General features: G+C 60.9%; 20 protein-coding genes. 5 read left to right on the top strand and 15 right to left on the bottom strand.

The genetic code is table 11. The features are described from left to right. Nucleotides 1–223: 223 nt before the first annotated feature. The 3 genes from GM415_RS09465 to GM415_RS09455 all read right to left on the bottom strand — a co-directional run bounded on the left by GM415_RS09465 (nucleotide 224) and on the right by GM415_RS09455 (nucleotide 2540). Nucleotides 224–817, bottom strand: a complete 594-nt coding sequence (locus GM415_RS09465; protein WP_158947566.1) for a hypothetical protein — start codon at nucleotides 815–817, stop codon at nucleotides 224–226. A 71-nt stretch (nucleotides 818–888) separates the two neighbouring features. After that, nucleotides 889–2016 (bottom strand): sulfite exporter TauE/SafE family protein, encoded by a 1128-nt coding sequence (locus tag GM415_RS09460; RefSeq protein ID WP_158947565.1) that lies wholly within the window; start codon nucleotides 2014–2016, stop codon nucleotides 889–891. A gap of 74 nt (nucleotides 2017–2090) precedes the next feature. Next, nucleotides 2091–2540 (bottom strand): 4Fe-4S dicluster domain-containing protein, encoded by a 450-nt coding sequence (locus GM415_RS09455; RefSeq protein ID WP_158947564.1) that lies wholly within the window; start codon nucleotides 2538–2540, stop codon nucleotides 2091–2093. A 264-nt stretch (nucleotides 2541–2804) separates the two neighbouring features. On the opposite strand from GM415_RS09455, the gene GM415_RS09450 reads away from it, so the two are divergent. Further along, entirely contained in the window at nucleotides 2805–4886 is a 2082-nt protein-coding gene (locus tag GM415_RS09450; RefSeq protein ID WP_158947563.1) for a molybdopterin-dependent oxidoreductase, read from the top strand. 190 nt (nucleotides 4887–5076) lie between these two features. After that, nucleotides 5077–5310, top strand: coding sequence for a hypothetical protein (locus GM415_RS09445; protein ID WP_158947562.1), 234 nt, complete (start codon nucleotides 5077–5079; stop codon nucleotides 5308–5310). A 73-nt stretch (nucleotides 5311–5383) separates the two neighbouring features. Here GM415_RS09445 and GM415_RS09440 read toward each other — a convergent pair whose 3' ends face one another. From GM415_RS09440 to nifH, 11 genes are all read right to left on the bottom strand, one after another. Then, entirely contained in the window at nucleotides 5384–5629 is a 246-nt protein-coding gene (locus GM415_RS09440; protein WP_158947561.1) for a hypothetical protein, read from the bottom strand. A 152-nt stretch (nucleotides 5630–5781) separates the two neighbouring features. Next, complete coding sequence (locus tag GM415_RS09435) at nucleotides 5782–7056, bottom strand: radical SAM protein (protein WP_158947560.1); 1275 nt, start codon at nucleotides 7054–7056, stop codon at nucleotides 5782–5784. Nucleotides 7057–7097: 41 nt separating this feature from the next. Beyond that, on the bottom strand, nucleotides 7098–8474 hold the full coding sequence (locus tag GM415_RS09430; protein WP_158947559.1) for a nitrogenase component 1: 1377 nt from the start codon (nucleotides 8472–8474) through the stop codon (nucleotides 7098–7100). Then, nucleotides 8467–9852: a nitrogenase iron-molybdenum cofactor biosynthesis protein NifE gene (gene nifE / locus GM415_RS09425; RefSeq protein ID WP_158947558.1), complete on the bottom strand. Its 1386-nt coding sequence runs from the start codon at nucleotides 9850–9852 to the stop codon at nucleotides 8467–8469. The genes GM415_RS09430 and nifE overlap by 8 nt, the downstream gene beginning before the upstream one ends. A gap of 409 nt (nucleotides 9853–10261) precedes the next feature. Further along, nucleotides 10262–10561 carry a (2Fe-2S) ferredoxin domain-containing protein gene (locus GM415_RS09420; RefSeq protein WP_158947557.1) on the bottom strand — a complete coding sequence of 100 codons (300 nt, stop codon included), beginning with the start codon at nucleotides 10559–10561 and terminating at the stop codon, nucleotides 10262–10264. Nucleotides 10562–10591: 30 nt separating this feature from the next. Beyond that, the gene (locus GM415_RS09415; protein WP_158947556.1) at nucleotides 10592–11767 is read right to left on the bottom strand and encodes a radical SAM protein; all 1176 of its coding nucleotides are present in this window, start codon (nucleotides 11765–11767) and stop codon (nucleotides 10592–10594) included. A gap of 73 nt (nucleotides 11768–11840) precedes the next feature. Then, a complete protein-coding gene (gene nifK, locus GM415_RS09410; RefSeq protein ID WP_158947555.1) occupies nucleotides 11841–13214 on the bottom strand; it encodes a nitrogenase molybdenum-iron protein subunit beta in 1374 nt (457 codons plus the stop codon). Nucleotides 13215–13233: 19 nt separating this feature from the next. Next, nucleotides 13234–14871: a nitrogenase molybdenum-iron protein alpha chain gene (gene nifD, locus GM415_RS09405; protein ID WP_158947554.1), complete on the bottom strand. Its 1638-nt coding sequence runs from the start codon at nucleotides 14869–14871 to the stop codon at nucleotides 13234–13236. A gap of 25 nt (nucleotides 14872–14896) precedes the next feature. After that, nucleotides 14897–15271 (bottom strand): P-II family nitrogen regulator, encoded by a 375-nt coding sequence (locus GM415_RS09400; protein WP_158947553.1) that lies wholly within the window; start codon nucleotides 15269–15271, stop codon nucleotides 14897–14899. After that, complete coding sequence (locus GM415_RS09395; protein ID WP_158947552.1) at nucleotides 15271–15624, bottom strand: P-II family nitrogen regulator; 354 nt, start codon at nucleotides 15622–15624, stop codon at nucleotides 15271–15273. Before GM415_RS09395 ends, GM415_RS09400 begins: the two co-directional genes overlap by 1 nt. A gap of 48 nt (nucleotides 15625–15672) precedes the next feature. After that, nucleotides 15673–16500 (bottom strand): nitrogenase iron protein, encoded by an 828-nt coding sequence (gene nifH, locus GM415_RS09390; RefSeq protein ID WP_158947551.1) that lies wholly within the window; start codon nucleotides 16498–16500, stop codon nucleotides 15673–15675. A gap of 321 nt (nucleotides 16501–16821) precedes the next feature. Between nifH and GM415_RS09385 the strand changes: the two genes are divergently transcribed. Genes GM415_RS09385 through GM415_RS09375 form a run of 3 tightly spaced genes read left to right on the top strand, consistent with a single transcriptional unit; the run spans nucleotide 16822 to nucleotide 19001 of the window. Continuing rightward, a complete protein-coding gene (locus GM415_RS09385; protein WP_158947550.1) occupies nucleotides 16822–17919 on the top strand; it encodes a LeuA family protein in 1098 nt (365 codons plus the stop codon). Between the two features lie 14 nt (nucleotides 17920–17933). Beyond that, nucleotides 17934–18131 carry a hypothetical protein gene (locus GM415_RS09380; RefSeq protein ID WP_158947549.1) on the top strand — a complete coding sequence of 66 codons (198 nt, stop codon included), beginning with the start codon at nucleotides 17934–17936 and terminating at the stop codon, nucleotides 18129–18131. A 15-nt stretch (nucleotides 18132–18146) separates the two neighbouring features. Next, nucleotides 18147–19001: a hypothetical protein gene (locus tag GM415_RS09375; protein ID WP_158947548.1), complete on the top strand. Its 855-nt coding sequence runs from the start codon at nucleotides 18147–18149 to the stop codon at nucleotides 18999–19001. 388 nt (nucleotides 19002–19389) lie between these two features. Here the strand turns inward: GM415_RS09375 and GM415_RS09370 are convergent, their stop codons facing one another. Further along, nucleotides 19390–22482, bottom strand: coding sequence for an efflux RND transporter permease subunit (locus tag GM415_RS09370; protein WP_158947547.1), 3093 nt, complete (start codon nucleotides 22480–22482; stop codon nucleotides 19390–19392). Nucleotide 22483: the final 1 nt, after the last annotated feature.

The following is a 22483-nucleotide window of genomic DNA, read 5'->3' as shown; positions in this document are numbered from 1 at the left end:
GCAGGTAAAACCCGGCAGTCGAGGCTCGTTGCGTTCCTCTCCGTTCCTCAGAACTTGCACTTTTCGACAAGGATGGTTGGATGCGGAAAGCAGCGATCCACAGGTTCATGCGTTCGGCATCGATCAGCCGTAACGATGGATGCAGCACGTGCCCTTTTGACGTACGCCCTTCGAGGCTTCAAAGAACAAAGCCGCCCCGGAGGGCGGCTCTTGGTGTCGTTGATCAGGAGTTGCCGGGAACCGGTTCGTCTTGCTTGACCAGGTCCGAGAACAGCAACATGTTGTCCTCGCCTTCGTTCTCGCGAATCTTCCGCTTGATGAACCGGAAAAGCGGCAGCCACGGCTTGGCCTTTTCAAAAAGGTAGCGGGTCAGGATGTAGGCCGGGATGAAGATGAAGGCCGGGCCCACCGCACCGATGAACGGCACTGAGAAGTCCACCTGACCGAAGCGGTAGAAGAGCCAGCCGATGCCGAACGGGACCACCCAGAGGGAGGACGCGAACAGCGCGATGTGGGAGAAGAAATTTTTGCCGAAGGCCTCGTTGGCGATGGAGTTGCAGGCCTTCCAGGCGGCCTTGTCCTTGACGCCGATGGCCTGGACGGAGAGGTTGTGATGACTGACCATGTCCCGGTTTATCTTGGCGAAATGCTTGGCATTGAGGAAATAGACCCCGGCCATGCACAGCTCGCCGATGATGGTGGCGGTGAGGCAGATCCAGAAGATGCCTATGGCGAAGCCCACGTAGGGATTGTCCGTCAGGCGGAAGGCCCAGATCATCCAGGGATCGAGAAATTCGTATACCATTTGGCCGGTCATAGTCTGTCCTGTTGGTTTGACGGGGCCGCCCACAACGGGCGGCCCCTGTTTTCATGCTTCGGATTCGCGACTTAGAAGGGGGGAACCACGGAGTAACCGAGGAAGCCCTTGGTGGTGTAGCGGATACCAACGTAGGCAGCGAGGACGATGAAGATGTACTTCAGGACCTTGTCCGGGATGAACTTGGAGGTCTTGGGTCCGATCAGGGAACCGATGACGATACCGATGAGCTCGGCGCCGATCAGGCCCCACTCGACCGGGGTCTGCTTGAGCAGCATGTAGGAGGCGATGGAGTTGACCATGCCGATGAGGACCGCCAGAGCGGAGGTACCGGCGACCAGGTACATGGGCAGACCGGCAACGGAGGTCAGGAACGGCACCAGCAGGAAGCCGCCGCCGACACCCAGGAAGGAGGCCATGGCAGCGATGAAGAAACCGCCGACGACCGGGATCAGGGGGTTGAAGCTGAACTCAACGCCGAAGAAGCTGAACTCACAGGCGGTGGGGGTGAACTTCTGGACCTTGACGCCCATTTCAGCCATGTCGACGTTGCCGCCGGCCTGCTGTTCCTTGACGGACTTCTGGAAAGCCTCGGCGGCCTTCTTGGCAGCCTTTTTGTTCGCCTGGCCCTTGGGGGTGGTCTCGTACAGGAGGTAGCAGCCCAGGAACAGGACGAAGAGGCCGAAGTAACCGAGGTAAGCCTTCAGGGAGATCTTACCGGCGGTCAGCCAGGGCACGAGCCAGGAACCGGCCACGGAGCCGATGGCCAGGGCGATACCCAGGGGCAGCACCAGGCGGCCGGCCTTGTAGTAGTTGAAGGAGGACAGAGCGGCGGAACAACCGACGAGCCACTGGTTGGACACGCGGATGGAGTCGGTGACGACCTTGTTCAGCTTCATGGTCTTCTTGAACGACTTGGCGTAGTCGCCCAGACCGTAAATGGTGATGTGACCGACACCGGCCATGATGCCGCCGAACGCGCCGACGGTGGAGAAGATCCAGCCTACCCACACGGCCCATACCAGACCGATGATGATGTTGAGCTGGGGGCCGCCCGGGATACCGAGGTAACCGGGTTCACCCTGGGGCTGGGCTTCGGCGATTGCGTCAGCCAGACGATCGGCCATGGCGGGCGCTGCCATGAAGCAGACTGCCGCGACCAAGGCCAGCATCAGGAGAGTTTTGTTGGAACGGGACACGTTGCCTCCTCGTAGTAGTGTTGTTTCCCTGAAAAATCACCGATTGGCCACGGGCCGCACGGTAGACGCCATATTTACTCCGGCCGCACGAACTCCAGCGCGTGGGTCGTGCATCCGGTGACGCAGGCCGGGGTGCCGCCGGCATCCACCCGGTCCACGCAATAGTCGCATTTCATGATCTTGCCGGTCGCCTCATTGAAGACCGGAATGCTCCAGGGGCAGGCCTCGATGCAGGCCTTGCAGCCATCACATTTGTCCAGATCGAGAAGCACAAGCCCATCATCGCGCACATAGAGCGCCTCGTTGGGACAGGCGGGCACGCACTGGGGCTTCTTGCAGTGCTTGCAGTTCTCGTACTTGAGCTTTGCCGTGGGCTTTCCGTCCTTGTCGGCGATGGGTCCCTCCGCGATGAGGCGGTTGAGACTGATCCCGGTGGGCACCTGGTTCTTCACCTTGCAGTGAACGAGACAGGCGTCGCAGGCAATGCACCGTTTCTTGTCGAACTTGATCTTGTAAATGGCCATCTTTTTCACCTCTGGCTCGAATTTATGCGCACAGTTCTTACGTTAAGTCCCGGTTTGAAGAAAAAAACATCCTCGGTCAACGGGAGTCCGGCTTGTGACAAATTTCTCATATAAATTTAAAAAATCAACCCCTTTTGGAAAAAAATAAAAGAAAATAATGTGACATGTTTCACAAGCCGGGTTATGGTTGCAGATGATTGACACGCGTTGCTAGCGTCCGACCTACGTTAAGAAATGCGCGAAATTTCCCCCGAGGAGGAGCCGATGAGTAAGGAATATGTAAACAGCATCTGCGGCATGTGCTCCGTGCGCTGCCCCATCAAGGTGGAGGTAGAGGACGGCAAGGCCCGCTACATCGAGGGAGCCAAATCCCTCAAGGGGTCGCTCTGTCCGCGTGGCGCGGCAGGCACCGCCCTGACCTTTGATGAGGAACGCCCTCAGTATCCCATGATCCGCCAAGGCGAGCGCGGCGAGGGCAAGTGGAAACAGGTTTCCTGGGACGAGGCCCTCGACTACGTGGCCGACAAGCTCAAGGCCGTGCAGAAGGAATACGGCAAGGATGCCGTGCTTTTCTCCGACCGAGGCGGCCCCTTCCGCGATTTCTACCGCGCCTTCCTGCGCGGCATCGGCACGGCCAACTACAACAACCACGACTCGGCCTGCGCACGCAACGTGCAGAACGCGGCCCTCTCCGTGTTCGGCTTCGGCCGCAAGGGCGTCTCCTACGACCTCGGCAACTGCAAGCACATCGTGCTCCAGCAGCGCAACATCATGGAAGCCATCAACGTGGCCGAGTGCAACAACGCACTCAACGCCCTGGACAAGGGCGCCAAGCTGACCGTCATCGACATCCGCGCCAACGTGCCCGCCACCAAGGCGGACAATTTCTTCATGATCCGCCCCGGAACTGACTACGCCTTCAACCTGGCCGTCATCCATGTCCTTATTAATGAAGAGCTGTACGACAAGAAATTCGTTGCCGACTGGATCGATGGGCTGGACACCCTCAAGGACTTCGTCCAGGAATACACCCCGGAGTGGGCCGAAAGGGAGACCGGCGTGTCCGCCGAGGCGCTCAAGGCGTTCTGCCGCGAGCTGGCTGAAGCCGCCCCGTCCGTGATCTGGCACCCCGGCTGGATGACCGCCCGCTACGCGGACTCCTTCTACATGACCCGGACTATTTACCTGATCAACGCCCTGCTCGGCTCCATCGGGGCCAAGGGCGGCCTGCCCTTCATGGGCAAGCCCGGCGATGTCGGCGCCAAGGGTCTGCAGTCCTTCATGAACCTTTACCCCAAGCCCGAAGGCAAGCGCGTGGACGGCGTGGGGTGGATGGAAGGCCGCAAGCACTATGACGCCGGCCCTGGCCTGGTGAACCTGGCCTACGAGGCCATCGTCACCGGTGAGCCCTACCCCATCAAGGCGTACATCGCCCAGCGGCATGACCCCCTCATGGCCTTCCCGGACGTGGCCGACGTCAAATCACTGTGGGACAACCTCGACCTGCTCGTGGCCGTGACCTTCTCCTGGTCCGACACAGCCTGGTACGCCGACGTGGTCCTGCCCATCTCTCCCTACCTGGAGCGCGACGACACCATCATGACCAAGAACGGCCCCAAGCCCTCCTTTGTCATGCGCAAACGGGCCATGGAACCGATTTACGACACCAAGGCCATCTGGGAAATCTACTCCGGACTGGCCAAGCGCTTCGGCCTGGACGACCTGGTCTACGAGAACATCGAAGACATCTGGAAGTTCCAGCTCGAAGGCACCGGCTACTCCATCGAGGACTTCGCCGAGACCGGCAGCGTGGCCCTGGCCTCAGAAGCGGTCTACAAGCCCGTGACCGACGGCTCCTTCAAGACCCCGTCCGGCAAGATTCAAGTCATCGACGAGAAGCTCGAGGCCGACGGCCTGCTCTCCCTCAAGCCCTACGTCTCCCCGGAATTCCCGCCCGAGGACAAGTTCCGCATCACCTTCGGCCGTTGCGCCCTGCACACCCAGGGACACACGGTCAACAACGCCCTGCTCTTCGAGCGCATGCCCGAGAACAAGCTGTGGATCAACACCGAAAAGGCCAAGGGGCTGGGCATCGAAACCGGCGACAGGGTCTCGGTCTCCAACAACGGCTACTCAGCCGACACCACGGCCTTTGTCACCGACTTCGTCCATCCGGACGCGGTCTTCCTGGTCCACGGATTCGGGCACACCCTGCCCTGTGAGTCCCGCGCCAAGGGCCACGGCATCGCCGACAACGAGCTCATGCCCAAGGGCATCAAGAAGTACGACAAGGGTGGCGGCGCCATTGCCATGCAGGAACACTTCGTCACCGTTGCCAAAGCATAGAACATTACACCGAACTCCTTACCAACCCCCAAACGAGAGAGGCCCGCATTCCCCGATGCGGGCCTCTCTCTTTGCGCTCCGCCACGGAAAGAGCGCCCGTCTGGTCCTTGCCAACACACCATTCATGATTATAATATATGCATATCTGTTCATTGAAACTGAAAGCAAGGTGCAACCCAAAGGAGGAGCCATGACCTACATCACTGCGGCACGGTTCCCCAGGGACCGTTTCCATGAGGATGAAGCCCTGCAACTGCGGGCGGACCAGGTCCAGCACCACTTGAAAAACATAGCCTTGGACGTGGGGCTTGATCCAGCCCTGAACGTCATCCGCACCGAAACCGACAACGAAGTGCGCATTGGGATCAGCGAATACATGGACCAGTATTACAGGGAAGCCCCAGGCGCATGGCGTCACTACTGATAAGAGCAACCGGAAAAAGAGGCCCGCATCGAACATCGATGCGGGCCTCGCTCTTTGCGCGTTTCAGTGAGTGCTATTCAACGGGGCCGATGGTCCGCACAGAGGCGATCCTTTCCCAGTCATAGTAGGTATTGACGGAAGCGCCGTCCGCCACACAGGTGACGCGGACGAATTCCTCACCGAGGAACAGGGTGGCGTCCGCGTACACTTCACCTTCGTTGACCTGAATCTTGATGTCCTTGCGCAGTTTGCGGGACATGGTCCCCTGCACCGGCTTGGATGCGTACTCGAACACTTTTTCCAACGTAGCCTTGTTCATATTATCTTCTCCGTTGAAGGTTAACGAACCCATGGACCCGACACCGCATCTCCCGAAAACGGGCAAAGCGGCCCGGAAAAAAAAGTCAAACCCGCACGCACTGAAACATACGCTCCGGGTTTGACCTGTTCTCAGTTATTCGGCAATTCGATCTAGCCACATCCCCCGCCGCCACCGGCGCAACCAGCGGAACCGATGCCGCTCCTGCGAACCTTGAGCGCGTTGATGTCGCCACCCTCGAAGACGAACCGGAGTGCATCCTCGATGAAGCCGTCCACCACGTGTCCCTGGATGCCGTGCTCTTCGAGCAGCATCTTGGGAGTCTCGCCCATGGCCGCGCAGAGCACGGCGCGACAGTCATGCAGGGTCTTGGCCAGTTCGGACCAGCGCTGGGGACCGCAACCGGCCTGCGGTGCGGGCCGCTCCTCGACCATGCGGAAGCCGCCGGTCTCGGCCTCGCCCCAGATCTGGAAGGACTTGGCCTCGCCCAGATGCTGGTTGACGAGCATGCCCTCACGGGTGGCCACGGCCACGTAAGGCTTGGCCATCTCGACTTCCAGAGGCTTGAGCTTGGAGCACGCCTGGAGGGTCCCGCACAGGGCCACGGACTGGTCGTCGCTCAGCAGGCCGACCGCATCGGCGCGGCAACGCTTGCAGTGGGTCATCTGCTCGATGTATTCGCCCGCTTCCTTGCGCAGAGGCAGCACGGTCTCCCTGCCGGGCTCGGGCAGCTCGGCAAAGGGTGTGTCCTGCGTCGGCTTGAGCGGGATCATGTTCTGAATGTCCGCGCCCAGCTCGGAGCAGACCTTGGCGACCTCGACGATGTGGTCGTCGTTGATGCCGGGGATGACGATGGAATTGATCTTGACCGTGATGCCCCGCTCCTTGAGGCCCTTGATGGCGGCCAACTGGCGCTCCAGGAGAATCTTGGCACCCTGCTCGCCCCGGTAGACGACCTTGCCGTCCTTGACCCAGGAGTAGATCTTGGCGCCGATCTTGGGATCCACGGCAGAGATGGTGATGGTCACGTGAGACACGCCCAGCTCGGCGATGTCGTCCAGGTAGGGCAGGATGCCCATGCCGTTGCTGGACAGACAGAACAGGAGATGGGGGTGCTTCTTGTTAAGCAGGCGCATGGTTTCCAGCGTCTCGGCCGGGTTGGCAAAGGGATCGCCGGGACCGGCGATGCCTGCCACGGTGATGCGAGGCTCCTTCTCAAGGACCTTGTCCATGTACTCGGCGGCCTGGAACGGCTTGAGAACGCCGCTGGTCACGCCGGGCCGGGATTCGTTCACGCAGTCGTACTTGCGGTTGCAGTAGTTGCACTGGATGTTGCACTTGGGCGCCACCGGCAGGTGTACGCGGCCACAGGAACCGGCTTCCGCCTTGTTGAAACAGGGGTGCTTGGTGGTATCCTTCTTGGTCATGACTGCTCTCCTTATCTTTCGTCTCAGCGTCGAGTTGAATCCTAGATGTATCCGTAGCCGATGGAGGAATCGGCCTGCTTCTTTTCGATAAAGGCGTTGACCACGCGGTCGAACAGGTTCAGCGTTCCGCCGTACCCGATGTGCCGGGTGCGCTGGCCGCCGAAGCGGTCGTGGATGGGGAAACCGACGCGAACGAGCGGCACGCCCCACGCCTTTGCGTAGCGGTAACCCTTGGAGTGGCCGATGAGGATGTCCGGTGCCAGGGTCTCGGCCTCGGCCGCGATGTCATGGAAGTCCACGCCCTCGCGCACTTCCGGAGCAATGCGGGCAACGCCGTTGGTAACGGCGGCGATAGCTTCATCCAGCCCCTTGTTGCGCGCGCCGGTGCCGGCCAGGACCACGTCCACGCCGATCTCGGCCAGGAAGGCGCACAGGCCGACAACGAGGTCCTCCTCGCCGTAAACCACTGCGCGCTTGCCGAAAATGTACTTGTGGCCGTCCACGTAGGCGTCCACCAGGCGACCCCGCTCCAGCTCGTAGCGCCGGGGCATGGGGGTGCCGGAGATATCTTCCAGGGCCTCGAAGAGCCGGTCGGATTCCCTCAGCCCCATGGGCAGGCCGATGCGGTGGTTCTTCACACCGAAAGCGGCTTCCAGGGACGAGCCGCCCGTTTCCTTGGGCAGGCATCGGCCGAATTCGATGGTTCCCTTGGAGCCGGACATGGTCTTGATGCCCTCGATAGGCGTGCCGCCGGAGGGAATCTTGACGTAGTCTTCCAGGGACGGGCCATCCAGGGTCTCAGAGATGTCGGGCAGGATGGTGGCATCGATGCCGAAGTCGCGGCAGATGTCCTTCAGGTGCCGGACGTCCTCACAGGAAATCATGTTGGGCAGGATATTCACCCGATGGGCGGCGTCCGCCTTGGTGGTGCAGAGCTGCTCGACCAGGGAGCGGACCGCGCCGTGCCAGCCGTCGGTGTGGGTGCCGTTGTAGCTGGGGGTGGACACCTGCACCAGCTCGGGCAGGTCGAGGTCCTCGCCGAATTCCGCGCGGAACTCCTTGATGTTCATGGGGACGTCGTCGCCGATGGTCTCGGTCAGGCAGGTGGTGGCCACGCCCACGAGAGCCGGCTCGTACTTCTTCATGACATTGAGGATGCCCTTCTTCAGGTTCGGGCCGCCGCCGTAAATGGCGTTCTTTTCACCCAGAGCAGAAGAGGCGATGTCCACAGGCTCGCGGAAATGCGAGATGATGTAGCGGCGCATGTAGGTTGCGCAGCCCTGGGAGCCGTGCAGGAACGGAATGGCTCCCTCCACGCCGCGGAAGGCCAGGGAGGCGCCCAGCGGCGTACACAGCTTGCAGGCGTTGGTGGTCGAAACGTAATTCGGACGTGCGGTGGTCTTGGTCTTGTTACTCATTGACGGCCTCCTTCTTGGCTGCGGCGATGCGGCTCGCGCGGCGGGGCGCGAACTGCCAGACCGGGGACATGGCCGAGGAATGGATCTCGCGGGCGAAGTTGAGCATGCCCTTGAAGCCTTCCAGGGCCTCCTTGCGCTCATGGTTGTGGTCGCAGAATCCCACGCCGAGCTTGAAGGCGATGGGCCGTTCCTTGACCCCGCCCACGAACACGTCCACGTCCAACTCCTTGATGAAGTGGGAGAGTTCCAGAGGGTTGGCGTCGTCGATGATGACCGTGCCGGGATCGGTGATCTGGGCCAGCTCGGCGTAGTCTTCCTTGGTGCCGGTCTGGGAGCCGACCAGGACGACCTGCATGCCGAGGTGACGAAAAGCCTTGACCAGGGAGAAAGCCTTGAACGAACCGCCCACGTACATGGCGACCTTCTTGCCTTCCAGGTCGCGGCGGTACCGGGCCAGCTCCGGGATGAGCTTTTCCAGCTCCTCCTTGACCAGCTTCTGGGTCCGCTCCACGATGCCCGGGTCCTTGTCCTTGAAGAAGTCGGCGACCTTGTACAGGGAGTCGGCCATGTCCTCGATGCCGAGGTAGGAGACCCGCTCGAAGGGAATGCCGAACTTGTCTTCCATCAGCTGGGCGAGATGCAGGGTGGCGCCGGAGCACTGGACCAGGTTCAGACCTGCGCCGTGACAACGAGCGATGTCGTTGACGCGGCCATCGCCAGTGACGTTGGCCACGACCTGAACGCCCATCTTCTCGAAATACTCGCGGATGATCCAGATCTCTCCGGCGAGGTTGAAGTCACCGAAGATGTTGACGGAAACAGGAGAAATGTCTTCAGTGGAGCCCGTGCCGATCAGACGGAACATGGCGTTGCACGCGGCCTCGTAGCCGGCCCGCTTGCTGCCCTTGAATCCTTCGGACATGACCGGCAGCACCGGGATACCCTTCTTCTCGGACATCTTGCGGCAGACGGCCTCCAGGTCGTCGCCGATCAGGCCCACGATGCAGGTGGAGTAGACGAATGCCGCCTCGGGATCGTGCCGGTCGATGAGCTCGTCCAACGCGGCTTCGAGCTTCTTCTCGCCGCCGAAGATGACGTCGGTCTCCTGGAGGTCGGTGGAAAAGGAGAGCCTGTGGATTTCCGGTCCGCTGGAGAGCGAGCCCCGGATGTCCCAGGTGTAGACGGCGCAGCCGATGGGGCCGTGCACCAGGTGCAGGGCGTCGGCGATGGGATACAGGACCACGCGGGAGCCGCAGAAGACACAGGCCCTCTGGCTGACCGCGCCCGCCAGGGACTCGCGGTTGCAGGCGATGTCGATGGCGCCTTCGCCGGTCCGGTGGATCTGATCCTTTCTTTCTTCAAGTATGGTCGTACTCATTTTTCTTCCCCTGATGAGTTGGAAGCGTTAGCCGGTTAATGCAGGTTTCTCGAACAATGTTCCCGGGCCGTCCCCCGGGCTGGGTCCGCATGGGGATGCGCCACCCTCACGGCGCTCCCGGCGGCAAGCCGTATTCCCATTCCAATGCCCTGGTCCCGCCGCCCTTTCCGGGCGTTACCGCCCTCGGCGAGAACGGCGGGACCGCCTTTTGCCGTAAACATCGTCAACCGCTCCACGCACACGCCGATTGCGATCCCGCTGGCGGCCAGGAGGCGTCCCCGACCATTGTTCAGCATTTCCGGACCGCTCAGGTGCCCTTCCACTAAGGAAGGTCCTGCGGGACCGGCAGGGTCCGCGTGCGAGGCGAGGCGGGTGACGACGGCATCAGGCATCGGACTCTCTCAACTCTCTAGAGCGCGTAATCCGCGCACTGTTCGCCTTCTTCCAGGGCGTCCAGAATCTCGTCGATGGCTTCTTCGGAATCCACGCCCTTGTACCAGTAGTTATCGGGCTGGATAACCATGATGGGGCCGCTCTCACACTGCTTCAGGCAGGTGGTGGCCACGACCAGTGCGTCCAGACCGCGATCCAGAATTTCTTCCTCGATGTACTGCAGAAAGCCGTCGGTCTGCTTGTGACAGATGCCCTTGGGATCTCCCGCGGCGCGGAAGGACTGACAGCAGATGATCATTTTACCGGGTGTAGCCATTGTCTCGTTCTCCTCTTGTGATTTGTTGCTCTACTTCTTGCACTTTTTGCCTTTCCTGCCGCCACCGTAGAGGACGTCCACGGTAGAGGATATCTCGCCGTCGGTGATCATTACGTTCAGACCACTGCGGCTCAAAATTTCACGGGGATTCTGGCCCGCGCTGGCCGTCAGCAGGACAAAGCAGTCGGACAGCAGCTCCGCCAGCGTTTCCCAGCGGGAGGAGCCGGAACCGGGTTCAGGGGCCTCGCGCGTCTCCAGCAGGCAGTTGAGCCCGTCCTCGCGGGGGCCGTAGACGAGAATCTTGACGGCGTGGCCCAAGTGCAGGTCGACGTCCATGCCGTTGGAGCTGACCGCGGCAACATTGGGGCGGTCCTTGGTCGGCTTGGGCAGGGCCATGGTCGCGGCCTCCTTCGCGTCGGGCGTCTTGCGACCGACCAAACCTTCGCCGCACTCTTCCCAGGCGGGCATGAGGCTGATGTGCCGGGCGGCCTTGTCGCGAACCTCGGCGAGCAGCTCCATGTCGGGCTTGGCGGGAAATTCATCCTCATCTTCGCCGGGCCAGTAAGGCACAACGGCCATGATGTCGGCGCCCAGCCCGGCCATGGCGGAGGCGATATCCTCCACATGATCGGCGTTGTAGCCGGGGTAGACGGTGGTGTTGATCTTGACGGTGATGCCGGCCTGCTTGAACGCGGCCACAGCTTTGGCCTGTTCCTCGACGAGCACCTTGGCGGAGTCGCCCAGAGGCACGGTCTTCCTGCCGGGACGAATCCAGGCGTAGAGCGTCTCGGCCACGGCCGGGGTGACGGCGTCAACCAGCAGGGTGACATGGGACACGCCCAGTTCGGCCAGCTCGGGAGCGTAAAGATCGGCGCCCAGACCGATGGTGGTCAGGCACAGGGAAATATCGGGGTGCTTGTCGCGCACCATGCGCAGCGTGCGGATGGTCGGCTCGGGCACGGCCATGGGGTCGCCGGGGCCGGAGATGCCCACAATGCCCACTTCGACGCCTTCCCCCAGGGTCTGTTCCATCCAGCCGACAGCCTCCTCGGGCATCATGGCAGGCTCGGACTGGGCCTTGCCGTTGCCGAACCGAATCATGGCGTTGGCGCGAGGAGCCACGGGCAGATGCAGCCTGCCCACGGTCTGACGGGAAGCCATCCCGAAGCAGGGATGCGAGGCGTATTCGGAAAGAGGGGTAGTCATGGATGGCTGCCTTCTAGGGTTGAGGTTGACCCCGGGATGGAGGGGGAAGGTCTCCACCCCGGGGGAGGGGTAACTACAGGACGAGCTCGAAAGTCTGTTCAGAATCGTCGCGGTCCTTGCGATCGAGGAACAGCGTCAACATCTTTTCGAGCAACCGGAGGCCGCCCTTGTAGCCAACTGTCGGGAAGTACTGATGACCCTGGCGATCAAGGATGGGGAAGCCCCACCGCAGAAGCGGGATGTCCTCGTCGCGGGAGATGTACTTGCCGTAAGTATTGCCGATAAGCAGGTCCACAGGCTCGTTCTTGATCCACTGGTGCATCAGGAACATGTCGCCCTTGGCCTTGACCTTCACCTCGAAGGGCTTGTCCGCGCACAGCTCCTTGATGCGGCGCTCGAACTTCTTGCCCGGGGTGCCGGTGACGACGTAGGCGGGGATCATGTCCAGGGTGAGCAGGAACTCGACCATGGAGATGAGCTGGTCCGGATCGCCGTAGAGGGCCACGCGCTTGCCGTAGAAGTACTGGTGCATGTCGGAGATCATGTCCACGAGCTGGCCGCGTTCGACGGCGACCGAGTCGGGCACGGAGACACCGGCCACGGTGCGCAGCACGTCGATGAAGCGGTCGGTGGCAGCGAGACCGAAGGGCATGTCCAGGACGGAGCAAGGTACCTTGCACTTGGAGTCGAGCCAGCGGGCTGCGTCGGCGGAACACCATTCACCGAGGGCCAGGGTGCCGACGGCGTCGCCGCAGGCCTTGAGCTCCGGAATGGTCACGCCGCCGTCGGGGAACATCTTGTATTCGCCGGTCAGGGGGGCGTCGAGGACGCCGGAGGTGTCCGGGAACAGGGTGATGTCCACGCCGACCAGTCCGGCCAGGCGCTTGATCTCGGCCATGTCGCAGGGCTCGACCCAACCGGGGATGACGTTGACCTTGCCGGACTTCTTGCCGGAGGGCTCGGCCAGCTGGGCCATGGCCTTGACCATGTTGGAGAACCCGGTGACGTGGGAGCCGACGTAGCTCGGAGTGGGGCAACCGAGAACGGTCTTGCCCTCGGGCACCTTGCCGGTCTTGATGGCCTTGTCGAAGATCTGGGGCAGATCGTCGCCGATGGTCTCGGACAGGCAGGTGGTGTGCACGGCGATCACTTCCGGGTCGTAGACCGTGAAGATGTTGTTGATGGCCTGCAGCAGGTTGGCCTGGCCGCCGAAGACGGAAGCGCCTTCAGTGAACGAGCTGGTCGCCGCGGAGATGGGCTCCTTGTAGTGGCGGGTCAGCGCGGACCGGTGGTAGGCGCAGCAGCCCTGGGAGCCGTGGGAGTGCGGCAGGCATCCGTGGATACCGAGGGCCGCGTACATGGCGCCGATGGGCTGGCACGTCTTGGCCGGGTTGATCATGAGCGCCTTGCGCTCCTTGACTTCAGTGGGGGTATGTCTGAGTAACATTATCTTATATCTCCCTAGTTTATTCCCACACGAACGTGCCGGTCAGTTCGGGGTTTTCCTGCCAGGGGGCCTTCATGTAGGACCACACCTTGGAGTTCACGAGGCGGTCGATTTCCTTGTAGAAGTTGATCGCGCCCTTGAACCCGGCATAGGGGCCGCCGGAGTCGTAGCTGTGCAGCTGCTTCATGGGAACGCCGGACTTCTGGATGGAGAACTTCTCCTTGATACCGGCGCAGAAGATGTCCGGCTTGAGCAGTTCCACCAGCTTCTCGGCCTCGTACTGGTTGAGGTCATCGATGATGATGGTGCCCTTGTCCATCTGGTCGTTCATGCCCTCGTAGTGCTTGAACTGGTAACCGGCGTCTTCCAGGGCCTTGATCTCCTCGGGCTTCTTGCGCGGGGAGTAGAGTTCCGGATCGGCCTCGACATCGATTTCCTCAATGTTGCGGGAGTCGGCGTCGACGGTCAGGTTCGGGATGACCTGGCGGCCTTCGTAGTCGTCGCGGTGAGCGAACTCGTAACCGGCGGACAGGGTCTTCATGCCCATTTCGGAGAAGAGGTCCTGATAGTGGTGAGCGCGGGAACCACCGACGAACAGCATGGCGGTCTTGCCTTCGGTGCGCGGACGCACGTCGGCGGCAACAGCCTCAACTTCCGGCATTTCCTCGGCGATGACTTCCTCGATGCGGTCGATGAGCTTCTTGTCGCCGAAGTACTGGCCGATCTTGCGCAGGGACTTGGCGGTGGAAGCGGCGCCGATGAAGTTCACCTTGATCCACGGGATGCCGTACTTGGTCTCGAGCATGTCGGCCACGTAGTTGATGGAACGGTGGCACATGACGCAGCTCAGGTCGGCGTGCTGGGCGGAGGCGAACTGATCGTAAGAGGAGTTGCCGGAGAAGGTGGCGAGGTTGGTGATGCCGCACTTCTTGAGGATGCGGTCGATCTCGAAACCGTCACCGCCGATGTTGTACTCGCCGAGGAGGTTGATCTTGTATTCCTCAGTGCGGGGCTCGGTGTTTTCGCCCACGAGGTGGGTGAAGACCTGGTTGTTGGCGATGTGGTGACCGGCGGACTGGGACACGCCCTTGTAGCCTTCACAGGAGAAGGCGAAGACGTTGCAGTCGCCGAACTCGGCCTTTTTCTTCTTGCACACGGCGTGAATGTCATCACCGATGAGACCCACCGGGCAGGTTGCGAAGACGCAGATGCCCTTGGGGTGGAAGAGGTCGTAGGCTTCCTGGATGGCGGCCGCGAGCTTCTTCTCACCGCCGAAGATGATGTCGGAGTCCTGCATGTCCGTGGAGAAACAGTAGGGCATGTAGTTCTCACCGTCTTCGCCGGCGTCGGTCTGGTTGCGGCGGGTAAGCCAGGAGTAGAATCCGCAGCCGATGGGGCCGTGGGTGATGTTCACGATGTCGCGGGTGGGGCCCATGATAACGCCCTTGCAGCCCGCGTAGGTGCAACCGCGCATGGTGATGATGCCGGGGATGGTGCGGACGTTGGCCAGAATTTCCGGCGGCGCCTCGCTTTCCGTGGCTTCGTTGATCATTATCTGCTTGGCGCGCTTTCTCGCCACCTTCGGAGGATACTTCGCGAGAAGCTCTTCCTTGATATCGGTGGGCATGAACTGCACAACCTTTTTCGTCTTGGCCATGTATTTTCTCTCCTTCTTCGACGGCCTAGGCGATGGCCTTTTCACCGGTTTCAGAGGTTCTGACGCGGACAGCGTCACCTATGGGGAGGACAAAAATCTTGCCGTCGCCGGGCTTGCCGGTCTGGTTGACTTCGGTGATGGCTTCCACCACGTCCTCGACCATGTCGCTGGGGACAACGACGGTAACCATGCGCTTGGGATAGAGCTTGCCTTTTTCACCGAGGACCGAGGCGGCTTCTTCGTAGCCGGACTCCGCGCCTTCGACGACTGCGGCATTGACGAACCCCTTGCCTCGGCCCTGTGCTTCGTGGACGAAGAAGGCGTCGACGCCTGCCTTGGTCAAAGCGGCCTTGGTCTGGTTCATCATGTTCATGCGCACAACTGCGATGACTTCCTTCATTACGCGGCCTCCTCGCTGGCTGCGGCGGTTTCCTTGACGCCGGAGCTGATGGTGTAGACGTCTTCGACTTCAGTGACGAAGATCTTGCCGTCGCCGAAAGCACCCTTGGTGCCGGAGCGGGCAGCGTCCATGATGGTGGCGATGACGAAGTCCTTGTCGGCTGCGTTGACGACGCTCATGAGCATGGTCTTGGGGATTTCATCGTAAGTGACCTCACCGATCTTGATGCCGCGCTGCTTGCCGCGACCGGCCACGGAGTACTTGGTGACGGCGGGAAAGCCGTTGTCCATCAGGGCGGCCAAAACGTCGTCCGCTTTCTCGGGCCGTACAATCGCTCGAACCATGATCATCATTTTTCCTATCTCCTATCTTGCTTGGTTTATTGGTAATTGATTTGCCGATTAGGCTTCCATGATGCCGTAGTCGAGGAGCAACTGTTCCAGGTCTTCGATCTCCAGCGGGTTAGGAATGACGAACATTTCGTTCTCGTCGATGGCCTTGGCGAGACCACGGTACTGGTCGGCCTGGGGCACGGAGCCGTCCCATTCAATGACGGTCTTGCGGTTGATCTCGGCGCGCTGCACGTCGTTGTCACGGGGGACGAAGTAGATCATCTGGGTGCCCAGCTTGCTGGCCAGCTCGGTAATGAGATCGGCTTCGCGGTCGGTGTTACGGGAGTTGCAGATGAGGCCGCCGAGACGGACGCCGCCGGATTCGGCGTACTTCATGATGCCCTTGCAGATGTTGTTGGCAGCGTACATGGCCATCATCTCGCCGGAGCAGACGATGTAGATTTCCTGGGCCTTGCCGTCACGAATCGGCATGGCGAAGCCACCGCAGACAACATCGCCGAGGACGTCGTAGAAGGCGTAGTCGAGGCCTTCGGACTCTTCGTAGGCGCCCAGGGACTCCAGCATGTTGATGGAAGTGATGATGCCGCGACCGGCACAACCGACGCCGGGCTCCGGACCACCGGACTCAACACACCAGGTGCCGCCGTAACCGGGCTTGCGGATATCTTCCAGTTCCACGTCCTCGCCTTCTTCACGAAGGGTGTCGAGAACGGACTTCTGAGCCAGGCCGCCGAGCAGAAGACGGGTGGAGTCAGCCTTGGGGTCGCAACCGACGACCATGACTTTACGTCCCATTTCCGCCAGACCGGCGACAGTGTTCTGAGTGGTAGTGGACTTTCCGATTCCGCCCTTTCCGTAGATAGCTACTTTCCGCATGTTTTTCTCCTCCATGGGGTTTTCTTGCGTTGATGATTTCTCCCTATGGCAAAGGCCGTGCCAAACGTTGTCTAGACTGTTAAGCACTCGGAATAGCTATATTATTTTGGAAACAAAATGAAAAATATTTACCTACACAATTGTAGGTTACTACGCGAACAGGCCACAATGTTGTTGTAGCCTACAAAAGTGTATGTAGATTCGAAGTACCCACATCGGCACAAAAAGCTCATAAAATACAGCTTGATATAAAAACGAACACTTTTGGCACTGTTCCTGCTCAATGGATTGGCGACAGACAACACCAATCGGAGAGGCGACATGCTGATCGATACGACACTTAGGGAAGGAGCCCAGCTATTCGGAGCCTACTTCTCTATAGATAAGAGAGAAGAGATCGTCCTGGGCCTGGTAAGGCTGGGCGTGGACGAGATTGAACTGGGCTGGGTTGGCCAGGAAGGACTTGAAGAATTGATCCGGCGCATCAGACCCCGGGCCGCCCGGACCAGACTCAGCGTCTGGTCTCCCTGCCGCGAAGCCGATATCCGCACCGCCGCAGCCCTGAACGTGGACCGCGTGAACATCGGCGTACCCGTTTCCGACGCCCACATCGCCAGCAGGCTGCGCACCGACCGCGAAGGGTTGGCCCAGCGCCTGGCGAGCACCGTGCTCACCGCCACCCTGCTCGGCATTCCCTACATTTCCGTAGGTCTCGAAGACATCTCACGGGCCGACGAGGAGTTCGCCCTGAACATGGCCCTGCTGGCCGGGGATATGGGCGCATCCCGCGTCCGCCTCTCCGACTCGCTGGGGCTGCTCAATCCCAGGGAAACCGCCCGGCTCGTTGAGACCTTCCGCGCGCGGCTGGATCTCGACCTGGCCGTGCACTGCCACAACGACTTCGGCATGGCCACGGGCAACGCCGTGAGCGCCCTGGCCGCGGGCGCCGATTACGCCGACTGCTCGGTCCTGAGCATTGGAGAGCGCTCCGGCATCGCCGCCACCGAAGAACTTGCCGCCTATCTCGCCATCAAGGAGGAAAGCCATGGTTATCAGACTGAAGGGATTCGTGAACTCTGCCATACGGTGTCTCACGCTGCCGGGGTACCTGTCCCGAGGACAAAACCCATTGCCGGGAAAGATATCTTTGCGTGTGAGTCCGGCATCCACGCCCACGCTCTCAGCAAATCTCCGGCCCTTTTCGAGCCCTATTCCCCGGACGCCGTCGGCGCACGCCGCACTGTCGCGGTTGGCGGGAAAAGCGGGCGCGCAGCCGTTGCGCAGGCCCTTGACGAAAACGGCCTTGATTGCCCGGCACAAGAACTCCCGTCCCTGGTCGCAGAAGTAAGAAAGCTGGCCTGGGAACTGGAACGTCCGTTGACTTCACTGGAATTCGCCGAACTGGCGAAGCGAAATTAAGGAGGCGCTGAAGTATGCTGTTCAAGAAGCTCGGCTACAGTTTCTGCTGGATCTGTTTCATGTCCAATTCGGCCTATGCCGACGACATCGTGTCCATCCTGAAATCCGACGGAAGCACCGTTGGCCTTGCCTCGCTGCTTGCCGCCCTGCTCTTCGCCCTTCCCCTGTTGACCGGTGACCAACGTTGCCGCGCCAAAGCCCGAACCCGCTAGGCCAAGGAGGCAATCATGAAAGAAATCAGCACCAAATACGGCAACTTCATTCCCCAGCATACCGACAACGAGCTGCGCAGGAAGGAAATCCTGCCTATTACCTACCACGCCTCCGGCGCGGTCAAATCCCTGCCGCTGGAAAAGCAGGCTCTCGTCACCACCCCTGTGGGCGACATCCCCGCCGAGCTGATCACCTTCCACTCCAACGGCGGCATCAACCGAATTTTCCCGCTCAACGGCAAACTTTCGGGCTATTGGAGCCAGGACGACGAGGCCGCCCTGGCCGAACCCGTGACCATCGAGACTCCCATCGGGTCTATAACCGCCCGGATAATCAGCCTGAGTTTCTATGAAAACGAGGCGCTCCGCTCCGTCACCCTCTGGCCCGGCGACACCGTTTCCGTATCCACCCCTGTGGGCTTCCTGGAAGTCCGTATCGGCATCAGCTTCACCCCTGACGGCAAGGTCAGCTCCGTTGAACCGGCCAAACCGGCCCACGTGGAAACTCCGGCCGGAGTAATCACCGCGTTCGATCCGGACGCAGTGGGCGTCAACGGCGACGAGAATTCTCTTGTCTTCGACAAGAACGGCGAAGTGACGCGCGTGACCACCACCCTGACCCGCCTCAAGGCGATTCATCCGGACGGCGCAGTAAGCGTGTTCACCCCCGCGACCCGTGAAAGCCTGTGCAGCGAGGCCGAAGAAGAGATCGTGCCCATGACCGTGTTCATCAACGGTCCCGAAGTTGCCATCCGCACCAAAGCCAACCAGCCGCCAACCCGCGTGCCCCGTGAAAAGCACGTCTTCTTTACCGAGCCCTACCTGCCGCAACTGGCCAACTCTCTCGAAATGATGCGCTGCTCCGTGTAACGGAAGTAGCCTTCGCAGCATAAAGCCCCCTCGCGCGCCCGTGGCCGCGAGGGGGCTTTATTTGTAATATTCGCTGAGGGGACTCTCCTCTGCCGTCCTGCCCCGAAAGCCAAGCTCTCATAACCAAATGAAATAACCGAGTTTCTCCTTCGGAGAGGACTGTGCGTCATTTCCTCTTCGCTCAGGATACAACGTGCGCATCGAACATGGCGAGGAGCCGACTATATACAGTATAGTATGTTGATTCGGGAAGGGAGAGGGGGACGAACTTGTGATGGGGCGCCATGGGCGTCTCTGTGTCTTACTTTCAGCCGTATGGGCTTAACCACACGTGTCAAAAAAAATCCCCTCGCACCGTGGTGCGAGGGGAAGATCTTTACGCAACAGACTAGGCCGCGGATATATCGCTACCCTGCCGGACGACATCCGGGTCCCACTTGTAATCATTGAACCTCTGGCGGAAGAACAGGGAATAGAGCACCGGGCAGAGGACCAGCGTCAGGATCGTGGCGAAGGCCAGGCCGGACATGATCAGGTTGGCCATGGGCCGCCACATCTCGCCTCCCTGGAGGGAGAGCGGCACCATGCCGATGATGGTGGTCGTGGCGGTCATGATGATGGGCCTGGCGCGCTCCATGGCCGAGAGCACGATGGCATTGGCCATGTCCATGCCCCGGCCGCGCTGTATCTCGATGCGGTCGATGAGCATGATGGCGTTGTTGACGATGATGCCGAGCAGGGAAATCATGCCGAGCATGGGCATGAACCCGAAGGGCGAGTTGGTGCCGAGCATGCCCGCGCTGATGCCGACCATCATGGGCGGCAACGTCAGCAGGATGATGAGCGGGCGGCGGATTGAATTGAACTGAAAGACGAGCACCAGGACCAGCAGCCCCATGGCCAGGGGCATGTTGGCATTGATGGCCTCCTGGGATTCCTGGCTCTTCTCGAACTCGCCGCCGTACTCCACGGTGTAGCCGAGCGGCCAGTCAGGGCTCTTCATGAGTTTGGCGATCTCGGGCCGGATGTCCTTGAGAATGGACAGGGCGAAGAAGCCGTCGGCCACGTCGGCCTTGATGGTCATGGTCCGGGTCTGGTCGCGCCTACGGATGTCAGAGGGCTGCCAGTCCAGCCGGGAGGTGGCCACCTGACTCAGGGGTACGGACTTGCCGGTCTCATAGGCATAGACATCCAGGGAGTCGATCCTGTCCAGGTGTTCGCGGAATCCCTCGTCGTTGCGCAGGATGATGGGAATGATGGTGTCGCCCTCGCGATAACTGGAAGCCTGGAGACCGCTCATGGCAGTCTGAAGGGAAACGGCCACGTCGAAACTGGTGATCCCGGCCTCGCGCGCCTTGTCCTGGTCCACGTCCACCAGCATTTTCTTGGTCCACTGGCCCCAATCGTCCCAAACACGGGTGATGCCGTGCTGCTCGTCCACGATGGCCGCGATCTTGTCGCGCAGGGAATACAGCGTCTCGATGTCCGGCCCGGAAAGGCGGATCTGGAGCTTGGCGCCCACGGGCGGACCGTTCATCAACTTCTTGAGGCTGCAGTCCGCGTCGGGAAAATGTTCCTCAAGGGCTGCTTCGGTCCGCTCGATGACCCGGTCCACGGAGGGGATATCCTTGGTGTTGACGATAAGGGTGGCGAGGTTGTTGTTCATCTGCTCCAGATTGAGCGGCAGGTACCAGCGCGGACCGCCGTGGCCCACAAAGGTGCCCACGCTGACAACTTCCTCGTCGGCCAGCAGGAACTGCTCCAGCTTGGCCGTCCTATCCTTGGTAGCGGCGATGTCCGTGCCGTAAGGCTGCCAGAAATCGATGGTGAACTGGGCGCGCTCGTTGGGCGGGAAGAACATCTTGGGCACGAATTGGAAGGCCCACATGGCCACGACGCACATGACCAGGACACCGCCCAGAAATACGGTCCGATTGCGCAGGCTGAACAGGAGCAGGCCCCGGTAGGACCGATAAAGCCGCCCGGCATAGGTCGGGATGCTGATCTTGGGCTTGAGCACGTAGTAGCACATCATGGGGACCATGGACATGGACAGCCCCCAGGAGCAGATCAGGGTCAGGGAGACGACGATGAACAGGGATTGACAGAATTCGCCGACCGGTTTCTCCGCCAGGGGAATGGGCAGGAAGGCGAAGACGGTGGTCAGGGACGCGGCCAGAAGCGGCATCCACAGCTCGCTCACGGCATGGGTCACGGCCTTGAGCCGGTCCTCGCCGGAGGCCAGACGGACCAGGATGGCCTCGGACACGACCACGCCGTTGTCCACGAGGATACCCAACGAAATGATCAGCGAGGCGATGGAGATGCGCTGGAGCCCCACGTTGAAATACGGCATGAGCCCGATACAGCCGAGCATGGCCATGGGCACCAGGGAACCGGCGATCAGGCCGGTCCTGAGCCCGGCGAAAGCCAGGATAACCACCACCACGAAGAGAAACGATTCGAGGAGGTTGATCATGAAATTGGAGATGGCTTCATTGACGTAGTCGGGCTGGAAGACCACCACATCGGCGTCCAGGCCGATGTACATGTTCGCCCTCAGCTCGTTCAGCCGCTGAGTCACGCGCTCACCCAATTCGGTGATATTGCCTCCGTCGGCCATGGACAGGGCGAGCATGAGGCAGGGCTGGCCGTTGTAGCGGGCCATGGTCGAAGCCGGGTCCGCGAACCCCCGGGTGATGTTGGTAACGTCGGCCAACCGGACCGAACTCTTTTCACCCTCGGGACGGATGGCCAGGGAATAAATGTCGTCCACGGAGTTGAATTCGCCGGAGGGCTCGATGACGATGCGCTCGCTGCCCACCCTGCTGGAGCCCGAGGGCTGGATGGTGTTCTGGCGGTCGATGACCTGGGCCAGGGCAAAGGGAGAGATATTGGAGGCCGCCATGCGCGAGTTGGTAAAATCCACATAGATGCGCTCGGCCTGAACGCCCCAACGCTCAACCTTGCCCACGCCATCGATCTTGAGCAGTTGGTCGCGCATGTCGTCCGCCGCGTCCTTGAGCTCGCGGTATGTGTACCCGTCGCCGGTGATGGCGATGAGAATGCCGAACACATCGCCGAACTCGTCATTGACCATGGGCGTCTGCGCTTCGGGCGGCAGGGACGGCGCGGCGTCGTCCACCTTGTTGCGCAGCTTCTGCCAGATGGGAGTCATGTTCTTGATGGAATCGAGAAACTCCACCTCGATGATGGACAGGTTCGACATGGACTGGGACTTGACCACCTTGACCTCGCTCATCTCACGGATGCTCTCCTCGAGCTTGTCCGTTACCAGCTCCTCGACCCGCTGCGGAGGGGCGCCCGGGAAGACCGTGGTCACCAGGGCGGTACGGATGGTGAAATCCGGGTCCTCGTCCTTGGGGATGCTGATGAAGGTCATGACCCCGCCCAGAGCGATGATCAGGAACAGGACCAGGGCGGTGCGATTGTTTTCGATGCACCATTTGGCGAGATTCACG

Source organism: Pseudodesulfovibrio cashew, from assembly GCF_009762795.1.
GTDB classification, from domain to species: domain Bacteria; phylum Desulfobacterota; class Desulfovibrionia; order Desulfovibrionales; family Desulfovibrionaceae; genus Pseudodesulfovibrio; species Pseudodesulfovibrio cashew.
This window is presented reverse-complemented; position numbering and strand designations above follow the sequence as displayed.

What these genes read in the sequence shown, in the direction of transcription:
- GM415_RS09420 (WP_158947557.1), bottom strand. Translation starts at nt 10,561, where the DNA reads ATGGCTACACCCGGTAAAATGATCATCTGCTGTCAGTCCTTCCGCGCC.
- GM415_RS09440 (WP_158947561.1), bottom strand. Translation starts at nt 5,629, where the DNA reads ATGAACAAGGCTACGTTGGAAAAAGTGTTCGAGTACGCATCCAAGCCG.
- GM415_RS09395 (WP_158947552.1), bottom strand. Translation starts at nt 15,624, where the DNA reads ATGATGATCATGGTTCGAGCGATTGTACGGCCCGAGAAAGCGGACGAC.
- GM415_RS09435 (WP_158947560.1), bottom strand. Translation starts at nt 7,056, where the DNA reads ATGACCAAGAAGGATACCACCAAGCACCCCTGTTTCAACAAGGCGGAA.
- GM415_RS09385 (WP_158947550.1), top strand. Translation starts at nt 16,822, where the DNA reads ATGCTGATCGATACGACACTTAGGGAAGGAGCCCAGCTATTCGGAGCC.
- nifH (WP_158947551.1), bottom strand. Translation starts at nt 16,500, where the DNA reads ATGCGGAAAGTAGCTATCTACGGAAAGGGCGGAATCGGAAAGTCCACT.
- GM415_RS09450 (WP_158947563.1), top strand. Translation starts at nt 2,805, where the DNA reads ATGAGTAAGGAATATGTAAACAGCATCTGCGGCATGTGCTCCGTGCGC.
- nifE (WP_158947558.1), bottom strand. Translation starts at nt 9,852, where the DNA reads ATGAGTACGACCATACTTGAAGAAAGAAAGGATCAGATCCACCGGACC.
- GM415_RS09445 (WP_158947562.1), top strand. Translation starts at nt 5,077, where the DNA reads ATGACCTACATCACTGCGGCACGGTTCCCCAGGGACCGTTTCCATGAG.
- GM415_RS09380 (WP_158947549.1), top strand. Translation starts at nt 17,934, where the DNA reads ATGCTGTTCAAGAAGCTCGGCTACAGTTTCTGCTGGATCTGTTTCATG.
- GM415_RS09455 (WP_158947564.1), bottom strand. Translation starts at nt 2,540, where the DNA reads ATGGCCATTTACAAGATCAAGTTCGACAAGAAACGGTGCATTGCCTGC.
- GM415_RS09400 (WP_158947553.1), bottom strand. Translation starts at nt 15,271, where the DNA reads ATGAAGGAAGTCATCGCAGTTGTGCGCATGAACATGATGAACCAGACC.
- GM415_RS09465 (WP_158947566.1), bottom strand. Translation starts at nt 817, where the DNA reads ATGACCGGCCAAATGGTATACGAATTTCTCGATCCCTGGATGATCTGG.
- GM415_RS09430 (WP_158947559.1), bottom strand. Translation starts at nt 8,474, where the DNA reads ATGAGTAACAAGACCAAGACCACCGCACGTCCGAATTACGTTTCGACC.
- GM415_RS09375 (WP_158947548.1), top strand. Translation starts at nt 18,147, where the DNA reads ATGAAAGAAATCAGCACCAAATACGGCAACTTCATTCCCCAGCATACC.
- nifD (WP_158947554.1), bottom strand. Translation starts at nt 14,871, where the DNA reads ATGGCCAAGACGAAAAAGGTTGTGCAGTTCATGCCCACCGATATCAAG.
- GM415_RS09415 (WP_158947556.1), bottom strand. Translation starts at nt 11,767, where the DNA reads ATGACTACCCCTCTTTCCGAATACGCCTCGCATCCCTGCTTCGGGATG.
- nifK (WP_158947555.1), bottom strand. Translation starts at nt 13,214, where the DNA reads ATGTTACTCAGACATACCCCCACTGAAGTCAAGGAGCGCAAGGCGCTC.